17 protein-coding genes and 2 pseudogenes are annotated in these 19,291 nt (G+C 69.4%); 12 read left to right on the top strand and 7 right to left on the bottom strand.

The window, feature by feature from the left end; genetic code table 11:
• Positions 1 to 34 precede the first annotated feature (34 nt).
• The gene (locus E6R18_RS00325) at positions 35 to 463 is read left to right on the top strand and encodes a hypothetical protein (RefSeq protein WP_136314792.1); all 429 of its coding nucleotides are present in this window, start codon (positions 35 to 37) and stop codon (positions 461 to 463) included.
• A gap of 459 nt (positions 464 to 922) precedes the next feature.
• Here the strand turns inward: E6R18_RS00325 and E6R18_RS00320 are convergent, their stop codons facing one another.
• Both E6R18_RS00320 and E6R18_RS00315 read right to left on the bottom strand, forming a co-directional pair.
• A complete protein-coding gene (locus E6R18_RS00320) occupies positions 923 to 2,032 on the bottom strand; it encodes a hypothetical protein (protein ID WP_136314791.1) in 1,110 nt (369 codons plus the stop codon).
• Between the two features lie 1,185 nt (positions 2,033 to 3,217).
• A complete protein-coding gene (locus E6R18_RS00315) occupies positions 3,218 to 4,165 on the bottom strand; it encodes a LysR family transcriptional regulator (protein ID WP_136314790.1) in 948 nt (315 codons plus the stop codon).
• Between the two features lie 71 nt (positions 4,166 to 4,236).
• Here E6R18_RS00315 and E6R18_RS00310 point away from each other — a divergent pair, with 71 nt between their 5' ends.
• From E6R18_RS00310 to E6R18_RS00295, 4 genes are all read left to right on the top strand, one after another.
• A complete protein-coding gene (locus E6R18_RS00310) occupies positions 4,237 to 4,890 on the top strand; it encodes a maleylpyruvate isomerase family mycothiol-dependent enzyme (protein ID WP_136314789.1) in 654 nt (217 codons plus the stop codon).
• 5 nt (positions 4,891 to 4,895) lie between these two features.
• Entirely contained in the window at positions 4,896 to 5,387 is a 492-nt protein-coding gene (locus E6R18_RS00305) for a DUF1772 domain-containing protein (protein ID WP_136314788.1), read from the top strand.
• Positions 5,388 to 6,079: 692 nt separating this feature from the next.
• Positions 6,080 to 6,307, top strand: a complete 228-nt coding sequence (locus tag E6R18_RS00300; RefSeq protein WP_136314787.1) for a DUF6243 family protein — start codon at positions 6,080 to 6,082, stop codon at positions 6,305 to 6,307.
• Positions 6,308 to 6,426: 119 nt separating this feature from the next.
• On the top strand, positions 6,427 to 6,879 hold the full coding sequence (locus E6R18_RS00295; protein ID WP_240799529.1) for a hypothetical protein: 453 nt from the start codon (positions 6,427 to 6,429) through the stop codon (positions 6,877 to 6,879).
• A gap of 261 nt (positions 6,880 to 7,140) precedes the next feature.
• On the opposite strand, the gene E6R18_RS00285 is transcribed toward E6R18_RS00295, so the two are convergent.
• A complete protein-coding gene (locus E6R18_RS00285) occupies positions 7,141 to 8,841 on the bottom strand; it encodes a serine/threonine-protein kinase (RefSeq protein WP_136314785.1) in 1,701 nt (566 codons plus the stop codon).
• A 305-nt stretch (positions 8,842 to 9,146) separates the two neighbouring features.
• Here E6R18_RS00285 and E6R18_RS00280 point away from each other — a divergent pair, with 305 nt between their 5' ends.
• The 4 genes from E6R18_RS00280 to E6R18_RS00265 all read left to right on the top strand — a co-directional run bounded on the left by E6R18_RS00280 (position 9,147) and on the right by E6R18_RS00265 (position 12,761).
• Positions 9,147 to 9,566, top strand: a complete 420-nt coding sequence (locus tag E6R18_RS00280; RefSeq protein ID WP_136314784.1) for a hypothetical protein — start codon at positions 9,147 to 9,149, stop codon at positions 9,564 to 9,566.
• A gap of 208 nt (positions 9,567 to 9,774) precedes the next feature.
• Positions 9,775 to 10,098 (top strand): hypothetical protein, encoded by a 324-nt coding sequence (locus E6R18_RS00275; RefSeq protein WP_136314783.1) that lies wholly within the window; start codon positions 9,775 to 9,777, stop codon positions 10,096 to 10,098.
• A gap of 112 nt (positions 10,099 to 10,210) precedes the next feature.
• Positions 10,211 to 10,645, top strand: coding sequence for a hypothetical protein (locus E6R18_RS00270; protein WP_136314782.1), 435 nt, complete (start codon positions 10,211 to 10,213; stop codon positions 10,643 to 10,645).
• A 358-nt stretch (positions 10,646 to 11,003) separates the two neighbouring features.
• The gene (locus tag E6R18_RS00265; protein ID WP_136314781.1) at positions 11,004 to 12,761 is read left to right on the top strand and encodes a hypothetical protein; all 1,758 of its coding nucleotides are present in this window, start codon (positions 11,004 to 11,006) and stop codon (positions 12,759 to 12,761) included.
• Here the strand turns inward: E6R18_RS00265 and E6R18_RS00260 are convergent.
• The 3 genes and pseudogenes from E6R18_RS00260 to E6R18_RS00250 form a co-directional block, all read right to left on the bottom strand.
• Positions 12,701 to 14,686, bottom strand: a complete 1,986-nt coding sequence (locus tag E6R18_RS00260) for an NB-ARC domain-containing protein (protein WP_240799528.1) — start codon at positions 14,684 to 14,686, stop codon at positions 12,701 to 12,703. The two genes, E6R18_RS00265 and E6R18_RS00260, sit on opposite strands and share 61 nt — an antisense overlap.
• Positions 14,687 to 15,219: 533 nt before the next feature.
• Positions 15,220 to 15,432 (bottom strand): DUF4287 domain-containing protein, encoded by a 213-nt coding sequence (locus E6R18_RS00255; RefSeq protein WP_136314779.1) that lies wholly within the window; start codon positions 15,430 to 15,432, stop codon positions 15,220 to 15,222.
• A gap of 40 nt (positions 15,433 to 15,472) precedes the next feature.
• Positions 15,473 to 15,903: pseudogene (locus E6R18_RS00250) on the bottom strand (DUF998 domain-containing protein); the annotation flags it as partial.
• Between the two features lie 104 nt (positions 15,904 to 16,007).
• On the opposite strand from E6R18_RS00250, the gene E6R18_RS00245 reads away from it, so the two are divergent.
• From E6R18_RS00245 to E6R18_RS34540, 3 genes and pseudogenes are all read left to right on the top strand, one after another.
• Positions 16,008 to 16,592 carry a TetR/AcrR family transcriptional regulator gene (locus E6R18_RS00245; RefSeq protein ID WP_136314955.1) on the top strand — a complete coding sequence of 195 codons (585 nt, stop codon included), beginning with the start codon at positions 16,008 to 16,010 and terminating at the stop codon, positions 16,590 to 16,592.
• 225 nt (positions 16,593 to 16,817) lie between these two features.
• Entirely contained in the window at positions 16,818 to 17,576 is a 759-nt protein-coding gene (locus E6R18_RS00240; protein ID WP_136314778.1) for an SDR family oxidoreductase, read from the top strand.
• Between the two features lie 215 nt (positions 17,577 to 17,791).
• A pseudogene (locus E6R18_RS34540) lies at positions 17,792 to 17,917 on the top strand (glycosyltransferase family 2 protein); the annotation flags it as partial.
• Positions 17,918 to 18,041: 124 nt separating this feature from the next.
• Here the strand turns inward: E6R18_RS34540 and E6R18_RS00230 are convergent.
• Positions 18,042 to 19,094, bottom strand: coding sequence for a glycoside hydrolase family 11 protein (locus E6R18_RS00230; protein WP_240799526.1), 1,053 nt, complete (start codon positions 19,092 to 19,094; stop codon positions 18,042 to 18,044).
• Positions 19,095 to 19,291 lie beyond the last annotated feature (197 nt).

Raw genomic sequence — 19,291 nt, 5'->3', positions numbered from 1 at the left:
GGTCTCCGACCTGACGGATGAGGAAATTCCTCCGATGTTCCGCGAGGTCGCTGAACGCGGTTGGTCCGTCACTCCCTCTGGGGGGAGGGTGCTGACCGACCTCCGTCCGGAGACGTCCAATACCTATGCCGACCGGCTCGCTGAGGAAACAACGATTAACGGGAGAGGAATGACCGACTACGACCTCCCTGCCGCACCACACGAACGCACACCCCTCCTCATCCGGCGGTGCTTGGCATATGTGTGCGCCTGCCTCCGGAAGGCACATGAGCATTTCGGTGACACTCAGGTGAAGGCGTACGTATCCCTCTCCTTCGCTGATACTGAAGAGGCCCTTCTCACCTCGAACGTCACCTTCTGCACCCCGCTTCCCGATGTTCGCCCCTACATTCCGGATGTTGAGGCCGTTACGGACGCAGCCGTCGCGGAGATCACGCTGGAGGACTGTTCGGCTTGGGCCTGAGAGCCCTTGGACTTAGCCTCCTCCAATAGCGTCCCATCCGTGCCCAGCCGGACGGATAATAGCGGTAGACATAGGCTCCTGAAGACTCCATCAAGAGGTGCCGGTCAAATGATGCCGTATCAGCAGGTCAGGGCGTACATGGCAATCACAGAAACCGCTGCTTCCCAAGCTCAGAGCGCGAGTTCAATTCTCGTCACCCGCTCCATCACAGAGGCCCAGGTCAGCGACCTGGGCCTCTGTCATCGTCCAGACTCGTTCAGAAACCGCGTACCACCTCTGCGCCGTGGGCCCTTCCGCTGCTGGTCGCACTGCTCTTTCGCGGTAGGCCGCACCATGCGGTCCAGCCAACCGGCAACTTCCCGCTGCCGCTCGTGGTCCGGGTGCCACTCGTTCGGCGCTGCTGGAGTGCCCGACGCGCGCGCTTCCAGGGGCCGTGCCCCGGTGGTGGTTGTCCTCAGGTCAGAGCGCCGAAGTGTAGGCGGCGAAGAAGGGCGTCTTCACCGGCGCTCCGCCGGGGTCGAAGCACGCTACGTAGAGCCGGACGGAACCGCTGGTCCTGTCCCAGGGCTTGTACAGGCCGCAATAGTCGGCGCTGCGTCCGTAAGCGGTGACGTGCGCGGTGTCCGACGGGACGGCCACTGACGGCATGGTGACGGTGAAGGGCGCTCCCGAGCCACCGAGGCTGTTGGTGGCTCCGCTGGAGTTGTAGTTGGTCAGGGCGGGCAGCGACCCGTTGTACCAGAGATACCCGAAGGACTTCGGCGGAAAGGCCGGCCCGTGTAGCGCTCGCAGATAGGAGTAACTCAGAGTCCACTCGGTGTCGTACGGTTTGTTGGACGCGTCGTAGCAGGCAACGATCACGGTCTGACCCGCCGTCCCCGGCGTCCAGTCCGACACCTTGCACCGCGCTCCCTGCCGTGGATCGACAGCGGTGACTTGGAGATCGCCCGCGTAGCCGGACAACCCGAGAGACGGAAGCCACGCCTTCCAGATGCCCGCCGAGCCCTTGCTCACCGCGTTGGTGGAGCCCGCGGAGTTGTACTGGGTGAGTACGGTGCCGCTGCTGTCCGAATTCAGGTAGCCGTACGAGCCGGAGGGCGTGGCGGGCAAGCCGCTGCTGCTCGTGTAGAGAACCGTGAAGGTGGAGTTGTCCGGTGCACCGCTGGGGAGGTAGCAGTTCACGTACACGTCCTGACCAGATCCCACAGTCTTCCAGTCAGCGATCTGACACCAGTGGGCGACGCTGTTCACCGCGGTGGCGTGGGCGATGCCACCCGGGCCGCCGATCAGCGGGAAGTGCACCACGTACGAACCGAGACCGATCTGGTCAACCTTCACGGGGTTGGCGGAAGGTGAGGACCAGCTTCCCCACTGTCGAGAGGGATCGGGCGCGTAGCCCGGAGGCGGCGTCGCGTTGTCCAGGTACGCGAAGCCCCAGCGGTCGGGAACGGCGGCGTGTGCCGGGCCGGCTACGGGAAGGGCTGCGGCCAGAAGAGCGGCCACCATGCCCAGAACGAGCATCGCGGCCCGGACGGGTCTGCTCGACAGATGTGAGGTGCGGACGTGCATGGGCGTGCCTCCTGTTGATGAGGTCGGTACTGCCTGTGCGATCCGGTACTTGAGTGCGATTGCCCTCCGCGTGCCGCAGACGCTCGGGCTCAGTCCTCCTGCGGCTCCGCAGAACGCCAGGGCTTGCGCCCGACGGCGTGGCGGGTTCGAAATCCGATGCCCACTGTCCCAGAAGTACAGCCCGGCGGAACGCTGTCGGTCAGCCGTTTCGGTGCCCGCCTCACCTGCCGCCGGGCACAGAGGCTCGTGTGATGCGCAGCGCGAAACCAGCAGCTGCAGCCGCAGCCATGCCGACTACTGTTCCTTCACACCCCTCCCACCTCAGCTGCCTCTGCGCACACCGCGGCCGTGCCTGTCCAGAACTCGCCTGCGCCTGGTCGGCGACTCCTCAGCAACCGCCGCTGCCCCACGCCCTCGAGCCGGGCCTCTCCCCCGCCCTGATCCGAACCGAACCCGGTGACCTACGTCGATACCATCGCCCCCGGCCTCCCCGCATCGACGGCACCCGCCCCTTGTTCGCCCCCCATCCGTAGTCGCTGTGCCGCCGACGGCGCCCCCTTCACGCCCGTCCGAGGAGCTCCACGACACCTGGTCCTGCATCTCCCGCGCAGCAGCCGTGCCGCTGCGTGCTGCACGGAGGAGCGGCAGCAGGTCAAGCACCTCGGCCAAGGCGCCCGTCGGTCTGTGGCCCACACTGGTCAGCCTGCATGTCCGTGAGGTCTCGGAGCGCGCCTTCGACGAGCCGGCCGACATCGCCCGGGCCATGCGTGAATCTCACGGCCCTGCACCGCCGCTTGCTTGCTTCGTCGCCGAAGCCTTCCGGGCCTGACGTCTGCGCCACCACAGCGTCTGCACCACGGCGGCCCCCGCTTCCCGTCACCCGCCCGCTCCAGCGCAGAACACTCAGGTTGATGATCTGCCGCCGATGTGCCCCATCTGTGCCCTTCAGAGCGGACAACAGCGGTCACGTACGGTACACAGGGAACACACACCGACCTCGCACCTCAAGCCGAACCCGCAGGTCAGGTCGACTCTGACTGTCCAAGAACCGCTGCTTCCCAAGCTCAGAGCGCGAGTTCGATTCTCGTCACCCGCTCTTTGGTGAAGGTCCTGGTCAGAGACCAGGACCTTTGTTGCTGTCCAGACCTCTCGGGGCTCGTGGCCATTCGCGTGCCGTAACCGCCTTCACGGCGCGTCAGTTCGAGCTCCGGTGCCCTCACCCGGCGCGGTGAGGTTTGTACGTAGCAGGTCCAGGAAGACGGTGGCTGCGGGACTGGAGGGGCCGTCCGTCCGCCATGCCAGAGCGACCCGGCCGCGTAGCCGCGGCTCGGTGATCTCCAGTGTCCGCAGCCCGAAGGCCGCCGCCGCACCGGCGGGGAGGGCCGGAATCACCGCCACGCCGAGACCGCGGGCGGCGAGTTGTGCGAGGAACAGCGGAGCGGCGGCCTCGAAGGCGATGCGGGGCTGGAACGCCGCCTGCCCGCACGCACGGTCGAGTACCCCGCGCAGTCCTGTGCCACGCGGCAGACTGATCAGCGGACGACCGCGAAGCTCGGCCAACGGAATGCTCGTGCGCTCCGGGGGCGTGAGGACCGGGTCGTCCGGGGCGACGCCTGCGACCAGGGGTTCATCGACCAGGAGCTGGGCGGAGATGCCCGGCGGGGGCTCCTCGTCCGCGAGTCCGATCACGGCTATGTCGAGCTCCCCGCGATTCAGTGCAGTGAGCATCCGCTCCGAGGTGTCCTCGGTCAGGGCGATCTCGACTTGGGGGTGGTCCTCGTGGAAGCTGGCCAGCACGGCGGCCAGGTCGAACTCCTGGGTTGCCGCGGCTGCGCCCGAGACGAGGCCGAGGGTGACGTGACCGCGCAGCAATCCGGTGAACTCGTCAGCAATCTGCCGTACCGCTTCGACGGAACTGAGCGCGGCACGCGCGTACGGCAGTACGGCCTCACCCACCTCCGTCAAGGTCACTGACCGGCCGGAGCGGTCGAGCAGCGGGTGCCCGAGTTCCTTTTCGAGCTGACGAACTTGTGCACTCACTCCCGGCTGCGCCAGGTGCAGACGGGCAGCCGCGCGGGTGAAATTGGCTTCCTCGGCGACCGTGACGAAGTACCGCAGCTGCCGAATATCCATAACTGATCATTCTAGTTGCGAGACATGCAAACTTTTGGACTTATGACGAGATTGCCGAGAGCCTAGAGGCCATGGGGAACACGTCGCACCGAACACCAGTAGCGGACATCAAAGCCGCGATCACAGCCGAACGCCGGGAGCTGGCGGCCGTGCTGAACGGCTTGTCGGCCGAGGAGTGGGACGCTCCGAGCCTGTGCGAGGGTTGGCGGGTACGGGAGGTCGCAGCCCACATGACGATGGGGTTCCGGTACTCGCTCCCCAAAATGGCGCGGGAACTGATCAAGGCGCGAGGCAGCCTCCACCGGATGACCAGCCGGTGCGCCCACAAGGACGCGGCCACCCATTCAACGGCGGAGCTCGCCGCATTCCTCGGCGACAACGCGGACCACCCCTGGAAACCGCCGGTCGGCGGGATCGAGGCGGCCCTGGGCCACGACGTGGTCCACGGCTTGGATATCACGGTCGCTCTGGGCTTCGGCCGCCGGGTTCCCGAGGAGCGCGTGCGAATTCTCCTGGGGAGCATCGACGCCAGGACCCTCAAGTTCTTCCGCGCCGACCTGAGCGGCATCGAACTCCGCGCCGACGACCTCGACTGGTCCTTCGGCACGGGCACGCCCCTGTCCGGCGCCGCACAAGATCTCCTTCTGCTCGCGTACGGCCGACGGCTCCCACCGGGGCACCTCCACGGCGAACCGCGCGACCGCTTCGTCGCCACGCAGGGGTGACGAACATGCGTCTCCGCCTCCTCCAGGCGCTCGCCCTGCTCGCTACCGGTCTCCTCGCCGGCGCATTCGGCTACGGCGCGGCCAACCTCGTCCCCACCTTCAACGCGGTTCCGCTCGACATGCGGCTGTCGTTCCACGCCGAGCTGATGAAGATGAACGGCATCACCATGCAGGCCGCGATGGCCGTGTCGACGTTGAGCTCCCTCGCTCTCGCGACGCTGACACGCGGCCGCGCCCGGGTAATCGCGGGTTCGGCAGGTCTGCTGACTCTCGCGTCCTTCCTGATCACCCGTCTCGGCAATGTTCCGATCAACGGCCGGATCAAGGAATGGGCGCTCAGCTCGGCCCCGGCCGATCACGCGGAGATCCTGCGGCGCTGGGAACTCCTCAACAACCTGCGCACACTCACCGCCCTCGCCGCGTTCGTTCTCCTGATCGGCCTCTTCCTGCGGCAACCGCCGGCTGACCAGAAGCAGCCGCAGACCACTCCAGTCTGAAGACGATCAGGGCGCGTCGAGGTCGCAGGATCAATGGTTCGGGAAACGAGGGCGCGGGCCTGGCTGAACTCCGGTGCCGCGCCCTGTGCGTCGCCCAGTCGAGCCGTTCCGCTCGGGAACCGCTTGTGGGAACATTTCCCTCTCTGGCCCACCAGCCCACCCAGAGCATCCAACTTGGCAGGTTCCGCCGCAATGGCACCACCGTGCCCCATTTGTGCCCAGCGGAGCGGACAACAGCGGTCAAGTACGGCGCCCAGAGACCACGCCAACCTCGACCGATCCCCCCAAACATGCAGGTCAGACCAGTACAGCCGTTCAGGAACCGTTGGTTCCCGAGCTCGGAGAGCGAGTTTGATTCTCGTCACCCGCTCATTAAAAGCCCCAGGCTGCCGCGCAGCAGGGGGCTTCTTTTGTGGTGCAGAACTCTTTGGCGCGTACCATTCACGTGTCGTCGCTGTCTTGGTCCCGCCCCGACCTCGGGCTTTCGTGACCGCCCATCGGCTTCTGCGACGGTTCGTGTCGCTTGTCGGGCCGGTCATAGGTGGGCGATGACCTGGCTGTCCCTGGGTGTGCGCCGGGTTCCATGGGCCCGGTGCTCCATGGAACCAGTGTGTTGGTGACCGCTGACATCGGCGTTCCCGTCCCCCACCGATGGAATCCGCAGATCACCTCAGACCTTTTCGGGAGAACCCATGACCGTGAGCAAGAACATCAACAACCCCGTGGGCATGGGCGGCGGCAAGCGCAAGAGGCTGTCCCGCGCCGAACGGCAGAACAACGGTCCGCACCGCAACCTCGACCGCAAGGGTGCCGCCGACCGGAAGGCGGAGCTGGTGCGCAAGATGCGCGAGAAGGCAGACGCAGCCGAGGGCGCGGCCAAGGGCGCAGGGCAGGCGGGGGACGGCACCGCACAGAACTGACGCACCGCCGTCGAAGGGCGGCAACGCACGGCAGCAGGGCCCGGACCACGGCGACCACCACTTCTTCTACGGAGGAAACTGATGGCGAGCCGGCCTGGAGCGTCCGGGAGAGGAATCACATGGAAGCTGCTTCCAGCGCGGAGACACCGGCCTGGCAGCGCACCCTCGAAGCGTGTGGGCTGCGGGCCATCGGGAGGGAAGCCCCCTGTCCTGTGCCTGCCGTCCTGACCGCCATCCACGCTGTGACGGGGGCCGAGGTCAAGCCGACGGTGACGGTCCCGGAGTCGCGCCCCGACGTCATGGCGGAGCTGAATCGTCAGTGGCGTGCCGAGACCTCCAGGTTGCCTCTGGTGTCAGGTGCGGGGGAATTCCTCATCGTGCCGCCAGGACGGGGCGGCAGTTCTGTGGGGTGGGTCCTCGTCAAGGACCCCGGCGACACAGGACTGCCGTCTCGCGTGGCCAGCGCGACAGGCTCGCCGGAGTTTCTGGCGCTGTCGGCGGACGGTCGCCATCTGTGCGCGGTCACGTCCGAGGAGGACGAATACTGGATGGTCACGCGCGTCCTTACCTGACTTACCTGACTTACCTGACTTACCTGACTTACCTGACTTACCTGACTTACCTGAAGCGAGGTTGGCCGAGCAGTGCCGGTGTCCAGCTCACCGCCAGAGCTCGCGCTGAGGTGGGCTGCGGGCACAACACCGACGTGCTGCGCAACGCGCTCCCCTTCCACCAACCATGTGCTGGAGGCTCCGCCGCCGCCACGTGGGCCTCATCCCGCCCGTGACTCGACGCCACCGGCCCTCCGTTCGGACCGATCGACACGCACACGCCTAATCGATCACCTGGGCCGCTCCTCGCCAGATCGTCAGGTCGCCTTGGAGGAAGGCACTGTCCGGCAGGGCGGTCGACTTCGTCGTGACCACGAACAACGCGATGTCCCCCTCCGGGCCCTTGATGCAGATTTCGCTCCCGTTCGCTACGCCGGCGAGCGGGAGTCGGTGGTTCTTTGCGGACTCGAGCAGCCAACGGCAGTCGTCGAGCGTGCCGCCCGGCTTGCCGTACAGCGGTAGAAAGACGCTCTTGTCGCTCTCCAGTTCGCAACCGGTCGACCGGCAGCCGAACCGTATGTCCCCCGTGCGGCCCTTCGCTTCCTCGGACGGATCCTTGAGGTTCACCGAGTTCTCCGGGTGCAGCATGACCAAGGGGTACGGCTCGGGCCGCGGTTCCCGGGGCGAGGCCGGGGAGGACGACGAAGCACCGGCTGTGTCCTCACCGGTCCCCAGAGCCGCCGAGCCCGCAGAGCCCGCCGAGTCCGCGGGGTCGGCCGAGTCGGCGGCGTCCCCGGAGTCCGACGAGGAGCCCCGCACGGAAGCCGACGACCGTGTGGCCGATCGCGTGGCAGACGCCGATGAGCCGGCGGTATCCCGGTGATCGCCCCGGCTCTTCGCGTCCAGGACCGTCCAGGCCAGGGCCATCACCAGGAGCGCGCCACCCGCCAGGCCGGCGGCCGTGATCAGTGCGGTGCGCCGCCTGCGGGCCTTCCGCTCCGCGGCCCCCGCCCGCAGCGTCCCTGCCGGGGGCCGCGGGTACCCGATCAGCGGCTGCGGCTGCACCGGGGTAGGGTCCGGCACCGGTGGCGGAACCACGACCTCCTGCCCGGCGATCTCCCGCCACACGGCCGGTGCCCCGCCGGCGTCGGCGTCCGTTCCCAGCCGCTGCCGGCACCACTCCAGGACCTCTGCCGGAGTGGCCCGCTCCGCCGGATCAGCGGCCAGGCACCGGGCGAACAGCGGGCGCAGGGGCTCGGGCAGCGAAGACAGGTCGGGCTCGGAGTGCACAATGCTGTACAGCACGTAGACGCCGGGACCATCACCGTAGAGCGGCCTGCCCAACGCCGCGAACGCCGCTGTCTGGGCGAGGGCGAAGACATCGGCCGCCGCCGTGACCTCTGTCCCGGACGCCTGCTCCGGGGCCATGTACGCGGGCGTGCCGACCGCTTGTCCCGTCGCCGTGCAGGAGGTTCCGTCAGCTGCCACCGCGATGCCGAAGTCGATCACGCGTGGGCCGTCGGCGGCCAGCAGGACGTTCGACGGCTTCAGGTCCCGGTGCACGATGCCCTCGGCATGGATGGCCTGCAACGCCTCGGCCATCCCCGTCATCAGCCACAGCACGGCGGGCACCGACAGCGGACCACGCCGGGCCACAGCCTGCGCCAGCGACGGTCCGGGCACGTACAACGTGGCCAGCCAGGGTGGTTCACCGTTCGCATCGGCGTCGATCAACTCAGCGGTGTACGCCCCGCGGACCCGTTGGGCTGCCCTGATCTCCCGGCCGAACCGCCGCTGGAAATCCGGGTCGTCCGCCAGCTCCGGGCGTACCACCTTGATCGCCACTGGCCGGCCACCCGGCGTGTGCGAGAGGTAGACCCGGCCCATGCCACCCGCGCCCAGCCGGGCGGCGAGCCGGTAGCCACCCACCACAGGCGGGTCGGCCGCCTGGAGTGGCTGGAAGACATCCGTCACATGACTCATCGGCCCGCTCCCCCACTCTGATGCATTGGCCAACGGCGGCAGCCTACGTGGCAGGGCCATGGAGTTGTGGCTGCGGGCGGCCCGCACGAGGCCATCCAGCCCGCTCGCGGCTTCCTGCTGCCGCTCCGCGGCTTCAGGAAGCCACCACGGGGCGAGCCTCGAAGACCGGGGGCCCACATCGGGCTATCGCGGGCAGACCCGGAGACTGCCCCGAGTCGCGGGCGGCTTACGGGTGCCCGATCTCTCACCCCATGGCGGCTCCCGCCCAAAGCCGCTCCACCGACCTCGGCTGTACCGTGTCGGCCGTGACAGAGGTGAACGAATGGGGGCTGCGGCCACTCGCGCCGAGCGAGGTCAACCGCCTCCGGAAGCTCGCCGCAGCGGTTGCGGCGGATCTGGTCCGATCTGGGCTCGTCATAATTGACCAGGAGAATCCGCGTGGAGGGACATCGGCCGGCGGTCTGAGAGTCGAAGCGGATGAATTCGACGACGCCGCAGGCGGCATCTGGCTCTGCTGGGAGGTACACCCCTCTCTCCGGGAAGCGACGATCGAGGCGCTGCGGGGGCAGCGATTTGATGACCCGGTGATCGCGGCGGCGGGCCGTATTCACGAGCAGATGGCATCGGCGATTCTGGCCATGCTGGGGGCGCTTGGGTACGACGCGCAGGTGAGCGATGACGACTATCGGCCCTTTGCGATCAAGGTGCTCTCAGCTGCCTTGTGAGCTACTGCCGTGCCCCTCGCGTAACCGATCGAGCGGGGGACCGCGGGGAATGCCGCTCGGTCGCGGGGAATGCCGCTCGGTCGCGGGGATCGGCCTCCGACCGGCTCCTGGTCAGAGCCCGTCCTCGCGCGGGGAGACGTCACCGGGGGCGGGCAGCCGGGCGCCGCCGGACAGGGCGCCGCCGCCAGTCTTGCATCGCTCAATCGCAATGACGGCATCGCAGAAGCGGAACCTCTGCGAGATATCGATCGAGGAGAACGTGCACGCATCGGCGGTCACCGGCTCCGAGGAGCACACACCGCGCCACAAGTTCGAGCGCGCGGGCGACCGAATCCTGCGGCTCGCGCTGCCTGAACGAAAGGCATCCGCCTGCGGGTGGAGAGCCCACAAGACCGTCTGGTCCGCCTCCGCCACGACGCTCCAGCGGCACGGTCGGGCGCCGGTGCTCCTCCGGCAGGCGTTGCTCCGGCCGGCGCCGCCCGGGGCCCTCGGCGGCCGGTCCCCGTTGAAAGTGGTCGGCGCGCATCCCTGATGGAAGAAATGAGACATTGCGCTCAGCCAGTCGGGCATGTGGCGGAAGAACCCCCTCCCCCACTCCTTCGGCCTAGGGTGTAGAACCAGGACGCCAACGAAGGGAACCCGGCATGGACCCGATCACGGCAGCGGCGCTCGCAGCACTGGCTGGGAGCGTGGGCAGTGAGGCCGGCCGCCAGGCATGGGCCGGGCTGACCGAATTGGTGAGGCGCCCGTTCCGGCGCGGGACGGTTCCGGAGCCCACCCGGGACGGAGCGCCCCGGGTCAGCTCCGGCGAGCTGGAGCTCGCCGCCCTGCAGGACGACAGCAGTGATCCGAACCGGGCGCAGGCACTTGTGACGGCACTGCAGGTACGGGCGGCTCTGGACGAGGACTTCCGCGTGCGCCTCGATGAGTGGTGGCGCAGTGCGCAGGTCGCCGGGGGTGGTGAGGTGCACAACAGCGTCTCGGGGGGCGTTCAGAATGGTCCGGTCGTCCAGGGCCGCGACTTCTCCAACCTCACCTTCAACATGACCCGTGGCACGGGGAACCCGGACCCTGAGTAGCCGGACACGCCGACCCGTCCGGGCCCGAGCCCCGGCAGGGGCTGCTCCGCAGGCGCTCCTGACGACCGGGACACGTGTGATTGGCTCGTTTTCACCGCGGCACCAGCTGCCGACAGTTTCAGGTGCCCCACCCGGTAGCGAGCCAACCAGGGAGAAAAGGTGAAACGGTTGCCTCACGGCGACACATGCGCTAGCAGAATGGAGCCGGGAGCCGGGAGCCGGGAGCCGGGAGCCGGGAGCCGGGAGCCGGGAGCCGGGAGCCGGGAGCCGGGAGCCGGGAGCCGGGAGCCGGGAGCCGGGAGCCGGGAGCCCGTATAGCCTGGTTGTGTGCGATCCTGCGCCTGGGCGGAGGTACGCGATGGACTCGGACGAGCGCATTCTCGTCCCCGTGGGCCCCGCCGCCGCACGCTGGCGGACTTTCGGTGCCGAGCGCACGGTGGTGGCCGCCGCGCGGACGGTGACGTCACTGGTACGCGTGCTGGACGTGATGCCCGAGATCGTGCACGACGATCCGCGCATCACCGTGGTGTTCGCGTACGACCCCACGTCGGCCTTCAACAACGGCGTACTCGATCTGCTCCGCTCGCGGGGCTGCCGCACCCTCCCGTGGTCCCAGCTCGCGGAGATCACCCCCGACCTGTTGATCTCGGCTTCCGAAAACGTCAAGGTCCCGCCCGGCGACTACCCGGTGGTGGTCCTTCCGCACGGCGTCGGCTTCCACAAACAGGTCCCCGACTCGGCCGGCCCGGGCACCCGGCTCTCCGGGCTGGTCCACGACGACCTGCTGACCGCCCGGCGCGCCTGGCTCGCGATCTCCCACCCCGACCAGGAATCGCAGCTGGCAGTGGCCCACCCCGGCACAGTCGGCAGGACGGTACTGGTGGGCGACCCCTGCCTGGACCGGCTCCGGGCGAGCGCCCGGTGGCGTGAGCGGTACCGAGCGGCCCTCGGCGTCGCTCCCGGCACGCACCTCGTCCTGGTGAGCTCGACCTGGGGAGAGGAGTCGCTGGCCGGGTCCTGGCCGGGGCTGCCGGCGGACCTGCTGGCCCAGCTCCCCACCGACGAGTACCGGGTGGCACTCGTGCTGCACCCGAACGTCTGGTCCGGACACGGGGACTGGCAGGTCCGGGTCATGCAGCGGACCGCGTTGGAGGCGGGCCTGATCGCCGTCGACCCCACGGACGGCTGGCAGCAGGCCCTGGTCGCTTCGGATCTGGTGATCGGCGACCACGGATCCGTGACGCTGTACGGAGCGGCGCTCGGCCGCCCCGTACTGCTGGGCGCGTTCGGTTCGGAGGCCGTTCCCGGTACGGCCGGGTACGCGCTTCGCTCGGCGGCCGGACGCCTGGAGGCGGGCTGCCCGCTGCTACCGCAGTTGAGAGCGGCCGCGGCCGACCACCGGCGGGACCGGTTCGCCTCGGTCACCGCGGCAGCCTTCGCCGAGCCCGGTCAAGCCCTGCCGAAGCTCCGGGAGTTGGTCTACGGCCTCCTGGACCTGCCCCAGCCGAAACATACGGGGCGCGGCCCACGCGCCTTCCCGATCCCGGCCCTGGACACCGCCCGGGCGCGGTCATTGATGGTGCACACCTCAGTGGCGCGAGATCCCGAGGGCGAAGCACGGATTGAGGTACATCGTTTTCCCGCCGCGCTCGCCGGTGAGACAGCGGAGGGCGAGTCCGCGTTCTGGCACCTGGCGTGCGACGTCGACGAACCCGACACACGCCTCGTCGAAAGCGCCACCGTCATCTGCTCCGGGTCGGAAGTCCTCACGGCCGAGGCGGGGCGGCAGCGCGTGTCCGCCCTGCTGGCCGACTTCCCCGGGGCCCGGATCGCCGCGGTGCCCGGGGAGGACGGCCGCTGCGTCGTCGGGGTGCGCGACGGACGGGCCGTGAGCGTCGGTACGACGCAGGAGCCGGGCCCCGATCCCGGCACGGCCGCAGCCGCGGTCTACGCGTGCCTGCGCCTCGGTATGCCCCTGGACTCCGCCGCGATGACCGTGGTCCACGGCACGCGCCGCCAGAGGCTGCTGTTCGGCCCCGTACCGCCACCTGGGGATCAGTCGACGCTGAGCCGGGCCAGGACCGCGGCCGCCCGGGGGCTGCCGCCCTCCTCATAGATCACGAGGGCCCGGCGCAGACAGTCCTTGGCGGCTTCCGGGTCCTCCAGCAGATCCGCCAGGTCTTCCAGCGCCTGCGCCTCGTAGTGCGAGGTGTCGCAGCGAAGCAGTTCGTCCACAGCCTGGGAGAGAGCGGTCGCAGCCTCTCCGCGGACACCGGTGCGCAGGAGCACGCGGCCCATGTCGGCGAGGGTCCGCGCGGCCAGCGGCGCATCGTCCAGAGCGAGGAACTCGTCCCGGGCCCGGGACAGCGCGAGGAGAGCCGTGGTGTGGTCTCCGGCCGCACTCTGCGCGCAGCCGAGGAAGTAACGCGCCAGGGCTTCGCCCCGCTCCTCCCCCGCCTCGGCGTTGAGCGCCAACGAGGCGCGGTACGAGTCAACCGCTCGCACGGGATCGTGCTGCGCGTCCCAGTAACGGCCGAGGAACTCGTGCACGGACGCCTGGAGGGCCGGATTCCCCGACTCCACGGCAAGCTGCTCGGCACTGTCCAGTTCCGCCTTCGCCTGGGCATCCCGTCCCAGTCCGAGCAGCGGTCGGGACAGGAGGCTGCGCAGCCGGGCCTCCGCAGCCGGGTTGCCGTCGCGGCGGGCCGCATCGGCGCCCAGTACGAGGGACTCCCGCCAGTCCGCGAGGTGCCGGTGACGGAAGAACAGGACGGTGAACGCCTCGGCCATCTGCCACACGTGCTGGTCCAGGCCGAAGCCGGACGCGGCCCGGAGAACGGCGAGGATGTTGGCCCGCTCGGCCTCCAGCCAGCTGATCGCGTCACGGTCGGGATGGCTTGCCCCGGCGAACGGTCCGAGGCCGGCCCCCGGGCCGGAGCCGGCATCCGCAGGCGCCGGTTGGGCGATCCGTAGCCGGTCGGCTCGCACCGCCAGGTCCGCCGAAGTCGTCAGCACAAGGTAGTGGCCGGTCACCCGGCGGACCGTCTCCCCTTCCGCTCCCGGCGCATCGACGGCACGGGCGACATCCCTGGCGTGCAGCCGGACCAGGCCGTGCAGGGTGTACCTGTGGTCGTCCGTCACCGAGAGCAGGCTGGCCGTCTCCAGTACGTCCAGTGCCTCCTGGGCCTCGGCCGTCGTGGCCAGTCCCGCAGCCACCGCCGCGACGGCGGTGTCGAAGCTCGGGCCGGGCAGATGTCCCAGGACGCGGTACATGCGGGCGGCGGCTTCGGGAAGGTCCCGGTAGGCGACTTCGAGGGTTGCGGACACGGTGCGCTCCTCGTGGGCTGAGGACACGGAGAGGTGGCTGAGGCGGCTCTGTTCGTCGGTCAGCGCGGCGACCAGCGCGCCGATGGTGAGCCGGCGATGGGTCAGCAGCTTCGCGGCACAGATGCGCAGAGCGAGCGGCAGTCCGCCGCACAGTTCGACGAGCCGGTCTGCCGCATCCGGTTCGTCCGCGATCCGCCGGGCGCCGCAGATGTTCGACAGCAGTTCCAGGGCGCTGCCGGCGTCGAGGACGTCCAGCTGGAGCAGCGCCGCTCCATCGAGGATGAGCTCGCCCATCCGCCAGGTGCTGGTCGCCACCATCGCGCTGCCGGGACCTTGCGGCAGGAGGGCCGTGACCTGTGCGGGGCGCGTCACGTCGTCCAGCACCACCAGCAGCCTGTGCTTGGCGGACAGGTCCCGGTAGAGAGCCGTCCGGTCGGCGAGGCCCGTCGGAAGGAACTGATCTCGTACGCCCAGGGCACGCAGGCAGATGGCGAGCGCTTCGGAGACATCCCCGCCGGCAGCGGCGCGCAGCCCGGCAAAATCGATGAAGAGCTGGCCTCCGGGGAAACGAAGCTGATTGTTGTGGGCCCATTGGCAGGCTGCGGCCGTCTTGCCGATTCCGGGAAGTCCGCTGAAGACGCCGATCGGACAGCCCGGGAATTCACCGGCTGCGAATAACTCGTCCAACTCGGCAAGGGGTTGCTGACGGTTCACGAACCCTCTTGGTGGCCGCGGCACCTGATCCGGGCGCCGGCCCTCCGCCGTCGCCGGCCCTTCCTGGTATTGGAAGGTGATGCCCCCGTACACGACTCCGGCCTGGACCAACTGCCCGTCCACATTGCCGGAAAGGCTGTTCGCGATACCCGCAGGCACCGGGCGTGCCGCACCATCCTGCGCGCTCATGAAGCACCGCCTCTCGGGGATCTCCGGCTCATGGTCACCGTACTGGAACCGGGGCCGGGAAGGAGGAGTTCCGCGCCCGCTACCACCGGGGCAGGCCGCACCGAACCCCCACGACATACCTGGCCCGCCTCGCGGAACCGCACCCACCGAACGTTCGCATGGGGGTCGGAGTCGCTCCTCGCGCACCGCCCTCGGCTACCGGCCGGCCCGAGGCCGGTCAGAAGGCCACCTACGCCTGGGCTACCGGGGCAGTTGAGAGGGCGGCCGTACGGGACCGATCCCTCACGTGTGCAGGCGCCATCGCGGAGGGTGGCGAAGGAGCCGGCCTCAGCGTGCCGCCCTGTTCACTTGCCGCTGTCCTCGGCGAGGGTGTGGGCGACGAGGGCGTTGGCGTGGCCGTGGCCGAGGGCGTGTTCGGACTTGAGCCAGTTGACGAGCTCCATGTGCTTGGTCAGCGGGGAAGAGCGGATGAGGTCCTTCCACTCGGCGATCGGGCGGCCGTACTTCTTCTCGATGGACGGGAAGTAGCTGGCAGGACCCTTCACGGCGCCGGTCATCGGTGTCTCCGTTTCACGTAGGAATGTTTTCCGTGGTCGGTCAGCGGGTGGCCGGAGCGGCGGCCAGGCGGGTTGTCACCGCGCTCAGCCACAGCAGGCCGAGCCCTGCGCCTGCGGTGAATGCCAGGACGGAGAAGGCCGAGGCCATGAATCCGGCGAGCACGGCCACAGGGACGACGCGCGGCTCGACGGCCCAGCGGCTCAGGCCGCGGGCGGCGAGCGGGCGGACCAGGACGACGAACGCGGCGCACAGAGCAAGGTAACCGATCATCCCCGCAGCCATGTGGGCCGTCCCGTGCCCGCTCATCGTCGTCGCCTCGGGCGCCCCGGCCGGAAAGCCCGTCCCGGCGACGGCGGGAAAGGCTGCCGCAACCCAGAAGGACGCGCCGAACACGCCGAACAGAGCCGGCCCCACGTCCCGCCGGGGCCGCCGCGCAGGGCCCGTCGCAGTCCGGTCGCGTCGGCCCTCAGCGGCGCACCGGCGAGGGACGAGCTGGCGGTGGATCTGGCCGCGCGGGCCGATGCACTGGATTCATAATTGACCGATCGTTCCAGTTCGGTCTATGATCTTCGATGTGGCCAGGACCAAGGAATTCGATCCGGAGGCCGCGCTGCAGTCAGCCCTGGAGCTGTTCTGGCAGCGCGGTTACGAAGCGACGTCGATGGCCGACCTCGTCGAGCACCTCGGCATCGGTCGGGCCAGCATCTACGCCACCTTCGGCAACAAGCACGAGCTGTACCTGAAGGCCATGGACCGGTACGCGGAGGGGCGCGACCCGCTCCTGCTCGCCGAGCTGTCCCAGCCGGGGCCCGCCCTGTCCGCGGTCCGGTCGGTGGTACGCCGCTTCGCCGAGGAAGCCTCGTCCGCCGAGGGGCGGCTGCACGGCTGCCTCATCACCAACACCGCCGCCGAGCTGGCCCCGCACGATCCCGCCGCCGCCCGCCGGGTCGAGCTCAGCTGGGAGCACCTCGAAACCCCGCTGCACTGCGCGCTCATACGGGCCCGGGCCCAGGGCGAGCTGCCCGAGGGCCGCGACCCGCGCGCGCTGGCCCGGATGCTGCTCGTCCTGCTCCAGGGCGTGCGGGTCGTCGGCAAGGCGTCCAGCGATCCCGCCCGGATACGGGACGCCACCGAGCAGGCCCTGGCCCTGCTGGACTGAACGCGCCCCAGGGCTGAACGATCCCCGCTGGAGGATGGGCGGGCATCGCCGCAGCCGTGGACAGAGACCGCGAGGGCGGCTCGGCGTGACCTCATATTAGACCGATCGTTCCAGCATTACTGGTTCGGCGGGGCAATGACCGACAGACAGCCACGAAGACACCTAGACACACAGCCCCACAGACCCACAGGCACGCAGACACGCAGACACAGGGGAGTTGGGGAAGTGAACCGCTTCATCGGCAGGACCGCGCTCGTCACGGGCGCCGGCTCCGGTCTCGGCCGGGCCACCGCGCTGGCCTTCGCCGCCGAGGGCGCCTCGGTGGTGGTCGCGGGACGCACCCGGGCGTCCCTGGACGGGACGGTGGGCCTCATCGAGGCGGCCGGGGGAACGGCGGCCGCCGTCACCGCCGATGTCACCGACTCGGACCAGGTCCGCCACCTCGTGCAGAAGAGCGCCGCACGCTTCGGCGGGCTGCACATCGCCGTCAACAACGCCGGGATACTCCGGGGCGCCGGCCCGGCGGCGGACGTGAGCGAGGACGATTGGGACGCGGTGATACGGACCAATGTCACCGGCGTCTGGCTGGCCATGAAGTACGAGATCGCGCACATGAGGGACCACGGCGGCGGGGCCATCGTCAACATCGCCTCCAATCTCGGCGCCCACCAGCGCATACCGCACGCCGCCGCCTACATCACCTCGAAGGCGGCCGTCTCCGCGCTGACCCGCGCCGCCGCTCTCGACCACATCCACCAGGGCGTCCGGATCAACGCGGTCAGCCCGGGGGCCTCCGCCGCCCCCATGTCCCTCCGGCCCGGCGAGACCGAGGCGGAGCGGACCGAGCGGGTGAAGTCGCAGAACCCGCTCGGCAGGCTCGCGGAGGCCGAGGAGGTCGCGGCCGCGGTTCTGTATCTCGCCTCGCCCGCGGCCGGCGCGGTGGTCGGCACCGACCTGGTCATCGACAGCGGAGCATCGGCGTGACCGGGCCGGCGCCCGCGGTCCCGGCGCCCGCGGTCCCGGCGGCCACGCGCCCGGCGGATACCGCCTAGCATCGGGGCCCTGCCGGGTAATGCGGGGCGATGCGCGTCATGCCGAGTGATGCCGGGCGATGCGCGTCATGCCGAGTGATGCGGGGTGATGCGGGGTGATGCCGGGCCGTGCCGGGCCCGGCTGGGGCTTGTCGATCAGTGGAGTGTGCCGGGCTGGAGGCGTGGTGGGGTGGGTTCGCCGAGGGGGTCGGGACACCGGCCGGGGCACGTGCGACGATGCGGTGGCGGACGGTGTGGCGGATGACGCGCCTGGGGCGTCCGCCCGTTCTCTAAGACACCTGTGGCAGCTGCGACACCTGCGAGAGCTGAGGCGCCTGAGCCGTCTGTGGCGCCTGAGCCCTCCGCGCCACCTCAGGCGCCCCGGGGCGACCGCCGCCACCCCGGGGCGATCTGTGGGTCAGGCCGTACTGCAGGAGACCGTGGGCCAGGTCCAGGTGCCGTTGGTCTGGATGGTGACGCCGAAGTTGTTGCCGCTGCCGTTCGGTTTGGCGGTCAGTACTTGGGCGCTGGGGTAACTGGCGCTGATGTTCCAGGTGGAGAGGATCTTCTCGGGGGACGGGACGTTCATCGTCACGGTCCAGTTGCTGGAGCCGGAGACCGCGACGTTCAGGTTGTAGCGGTCGTTCCACTGCTGGCCGGCGGACAGGGTCGCGGTGCAGCCGCCGTTCCCGCCGCCACCGCCGGTGTTGCCGCCGGTCCCGCCGCCGTTGCCGCCCCCGTTGTCACCGCCGGAGGTGCTGCCCAGGGTGATGCTGGAGTTGCCGCTGCTCTGGTAGCCCTCGGTGGCCATGATCATGTAGTTGAAGGAGCCGAGGTTCATGCCGTGCTGGGCCCAGGCGTCGAAGTGGTTGCCGGTGGTGATGGTGCCGCCGGTGCGCTTGGACTGCCGGACGCTCCAGTACTGCTGGAAGGTCCTGGTGCCTTCGATGGAGGGGGCGTTGGTCCGCGTCGTCTCGTAGATGTCGTACGTGCCGCCGTCACTGGTGACCGTCCCCTTGAAGGTTCCGGTGGGCCGGTAGGTGCCCCAGTTGTCGACGATGTAGTACTCCACGAGCGGGTTCTGCGACCAGCCGTAGAGGGCCAGGTAGGCGTTGCCGGACGGGTTGAAGGAGCCCGAGTAGGTCACGCTGCGGCGCCCGCCGGTGCTCCAGCCCTTGCCGGCGACGAAGTTCCCGGTGTTGCTCCAGGACGTGCCGTAGCTGCCGCCGGACCCGAGGTTCATCGAAACGGAACCGGGACTGTCGGTCCAGAACGAGTAGTAGTAGCCGTTGTTGGTGCCCGTCTGATTCGAGGTGACGGTCGTGTCGGCGGTGGCCGTGCCGGGCAGGGCGATCGCGGCGAGGGCGGCCGTCAGCAGGGCGAAGGCGCTGCGGATGAACAGCCTGAGGCCGTCCGTGGGTCTGGTGCGGCCTCGCGGGTGGCTCGTCGGATGTGCGGGTGTGGCGTACATGTGCGGAGCTCCTCCTCGTCCTCGTGACCAGGTCGGCGTCGGCGGGGGCCTGCCGACGGCGCTCAGTGTTGGACCGGCCCCAGGGGGTGTCAATAGTTTCGGCACTAGTTGCGAAACCTTCGACTGCCCAGCTGGACAAGGGAGTTGGAGAGAGCAGCAGGTCAGGATCACCCTTCTCGTCATTGGCAGCCCGCTAA

The sequence above is a fragment of the Streptomyces sp. A1277 genome (assembly GCF_004795015.1).
Lineage (GTDB): Bacteria > Actinomycetota > Actinomycetes > Streptomycetales > Streptomycetaceae > Streptomyces.
Note: the sequence above shows the minus strand (reverse complement) of the source record. Positions and strands in the feature narration are given on the sequence as shown.

Excerpts from the sequence above, each read along its gene's own strand:
- E6R18_RS00295 (WP_240799529.1), top strand. The coding sequence starts at position 6,427 with ATGGAAGCTGCTTCCAGCGCGGAGACACCGGCCTGGCAGCGCACCCTC.
- E6R18_RS00270 (WP_136314782.1), top strand. The coding sequence starts at position 10,211 with ATGGACCCGATCACGGCAGCGGCGCTCGCAGCACTGGCTGGGAGCGTG.
- E6R18_RS00255 (WP_136314779.1), bottom strand. The coding sequence starts at position 15,432 with ATGACCGGCGCCGTGAAGGGTCCTGCCAGCTACTTCCCGTCCATCGAG.
- E6R18_RS00300 (WP_136314787.1), top strand. The coding sequence starts at position 6,080 with ATGACCGTGAGCAAGAACATCAACAACCCCGTGGGCATGGGCGGCGGC.
- E6R18_RS00305 (WP_136314788.1), top strand. The coding sequence starts at position 4,896 with ATGCGTCTCCGCCTCCTCCAGGCGCTCGCCCTGCTCGCTACCGGTCTC.
- E6R18_RS00265 (WP_136314781.1), top strand. The coding sequence starts at position 11,004 with ATGGACTCGGACGAGCGCATTCTCGTCCCCGTGGGCCCCGCCGCCGCA.
- E6R18_RS00320 (WP_136314791.1), bottom strand. The coding sequence starts at position 2,032 with ATGCACGTCCGCACCTCACATCTGTCGAGCAGACCCGTCCGGGCCGCG.
- E6R18_RS00230 (WP_240799526.1), bottom strand. The coding sequence starts at position 19,094 with ATGTACGCCACACCCGCACATCCGACGAGCCACCCGCGAGGCCGCACC.
- E6R18_RS00315 (WP_136314790.1), bottom strand. The coding sequence starts at position 4,165 with ATGGATATTCGGCAGCTGCGGTACTTCGTCACGGTCGCCGAGGAAGCC.
- E6R18_RS00325 (WP_136314792.1), top strand. The coding sequence starts at position 35 with ATGTTCCGCGAGGTCGCTGAACGCGGTTGGTCCGTCACTCCCTCTGGG.
- E6R18_RS00310 (WP_136314789.1), top strand. The coding sequence starts at position 4,237 with ATGGGGAACACGTCGCACCGAACACCAGTAGCGGACATCAAAGCCGCG.
- E6R18_RS00275 (WP_136314783.1), top strand. The coding sequence starts at position 9,775 with ATGACGGCATCGCAGAAGCGGAACCTCTGCGAGATATCGATCGAGGAG.
- E6R18_RS00285 (WP_136314785.1), bottom strand. The coding sequence starts at position 8,841 with ATGAGTCATGTGACGGATGTCTTCCAGCCACTCCAGGCGGCCGACCCG.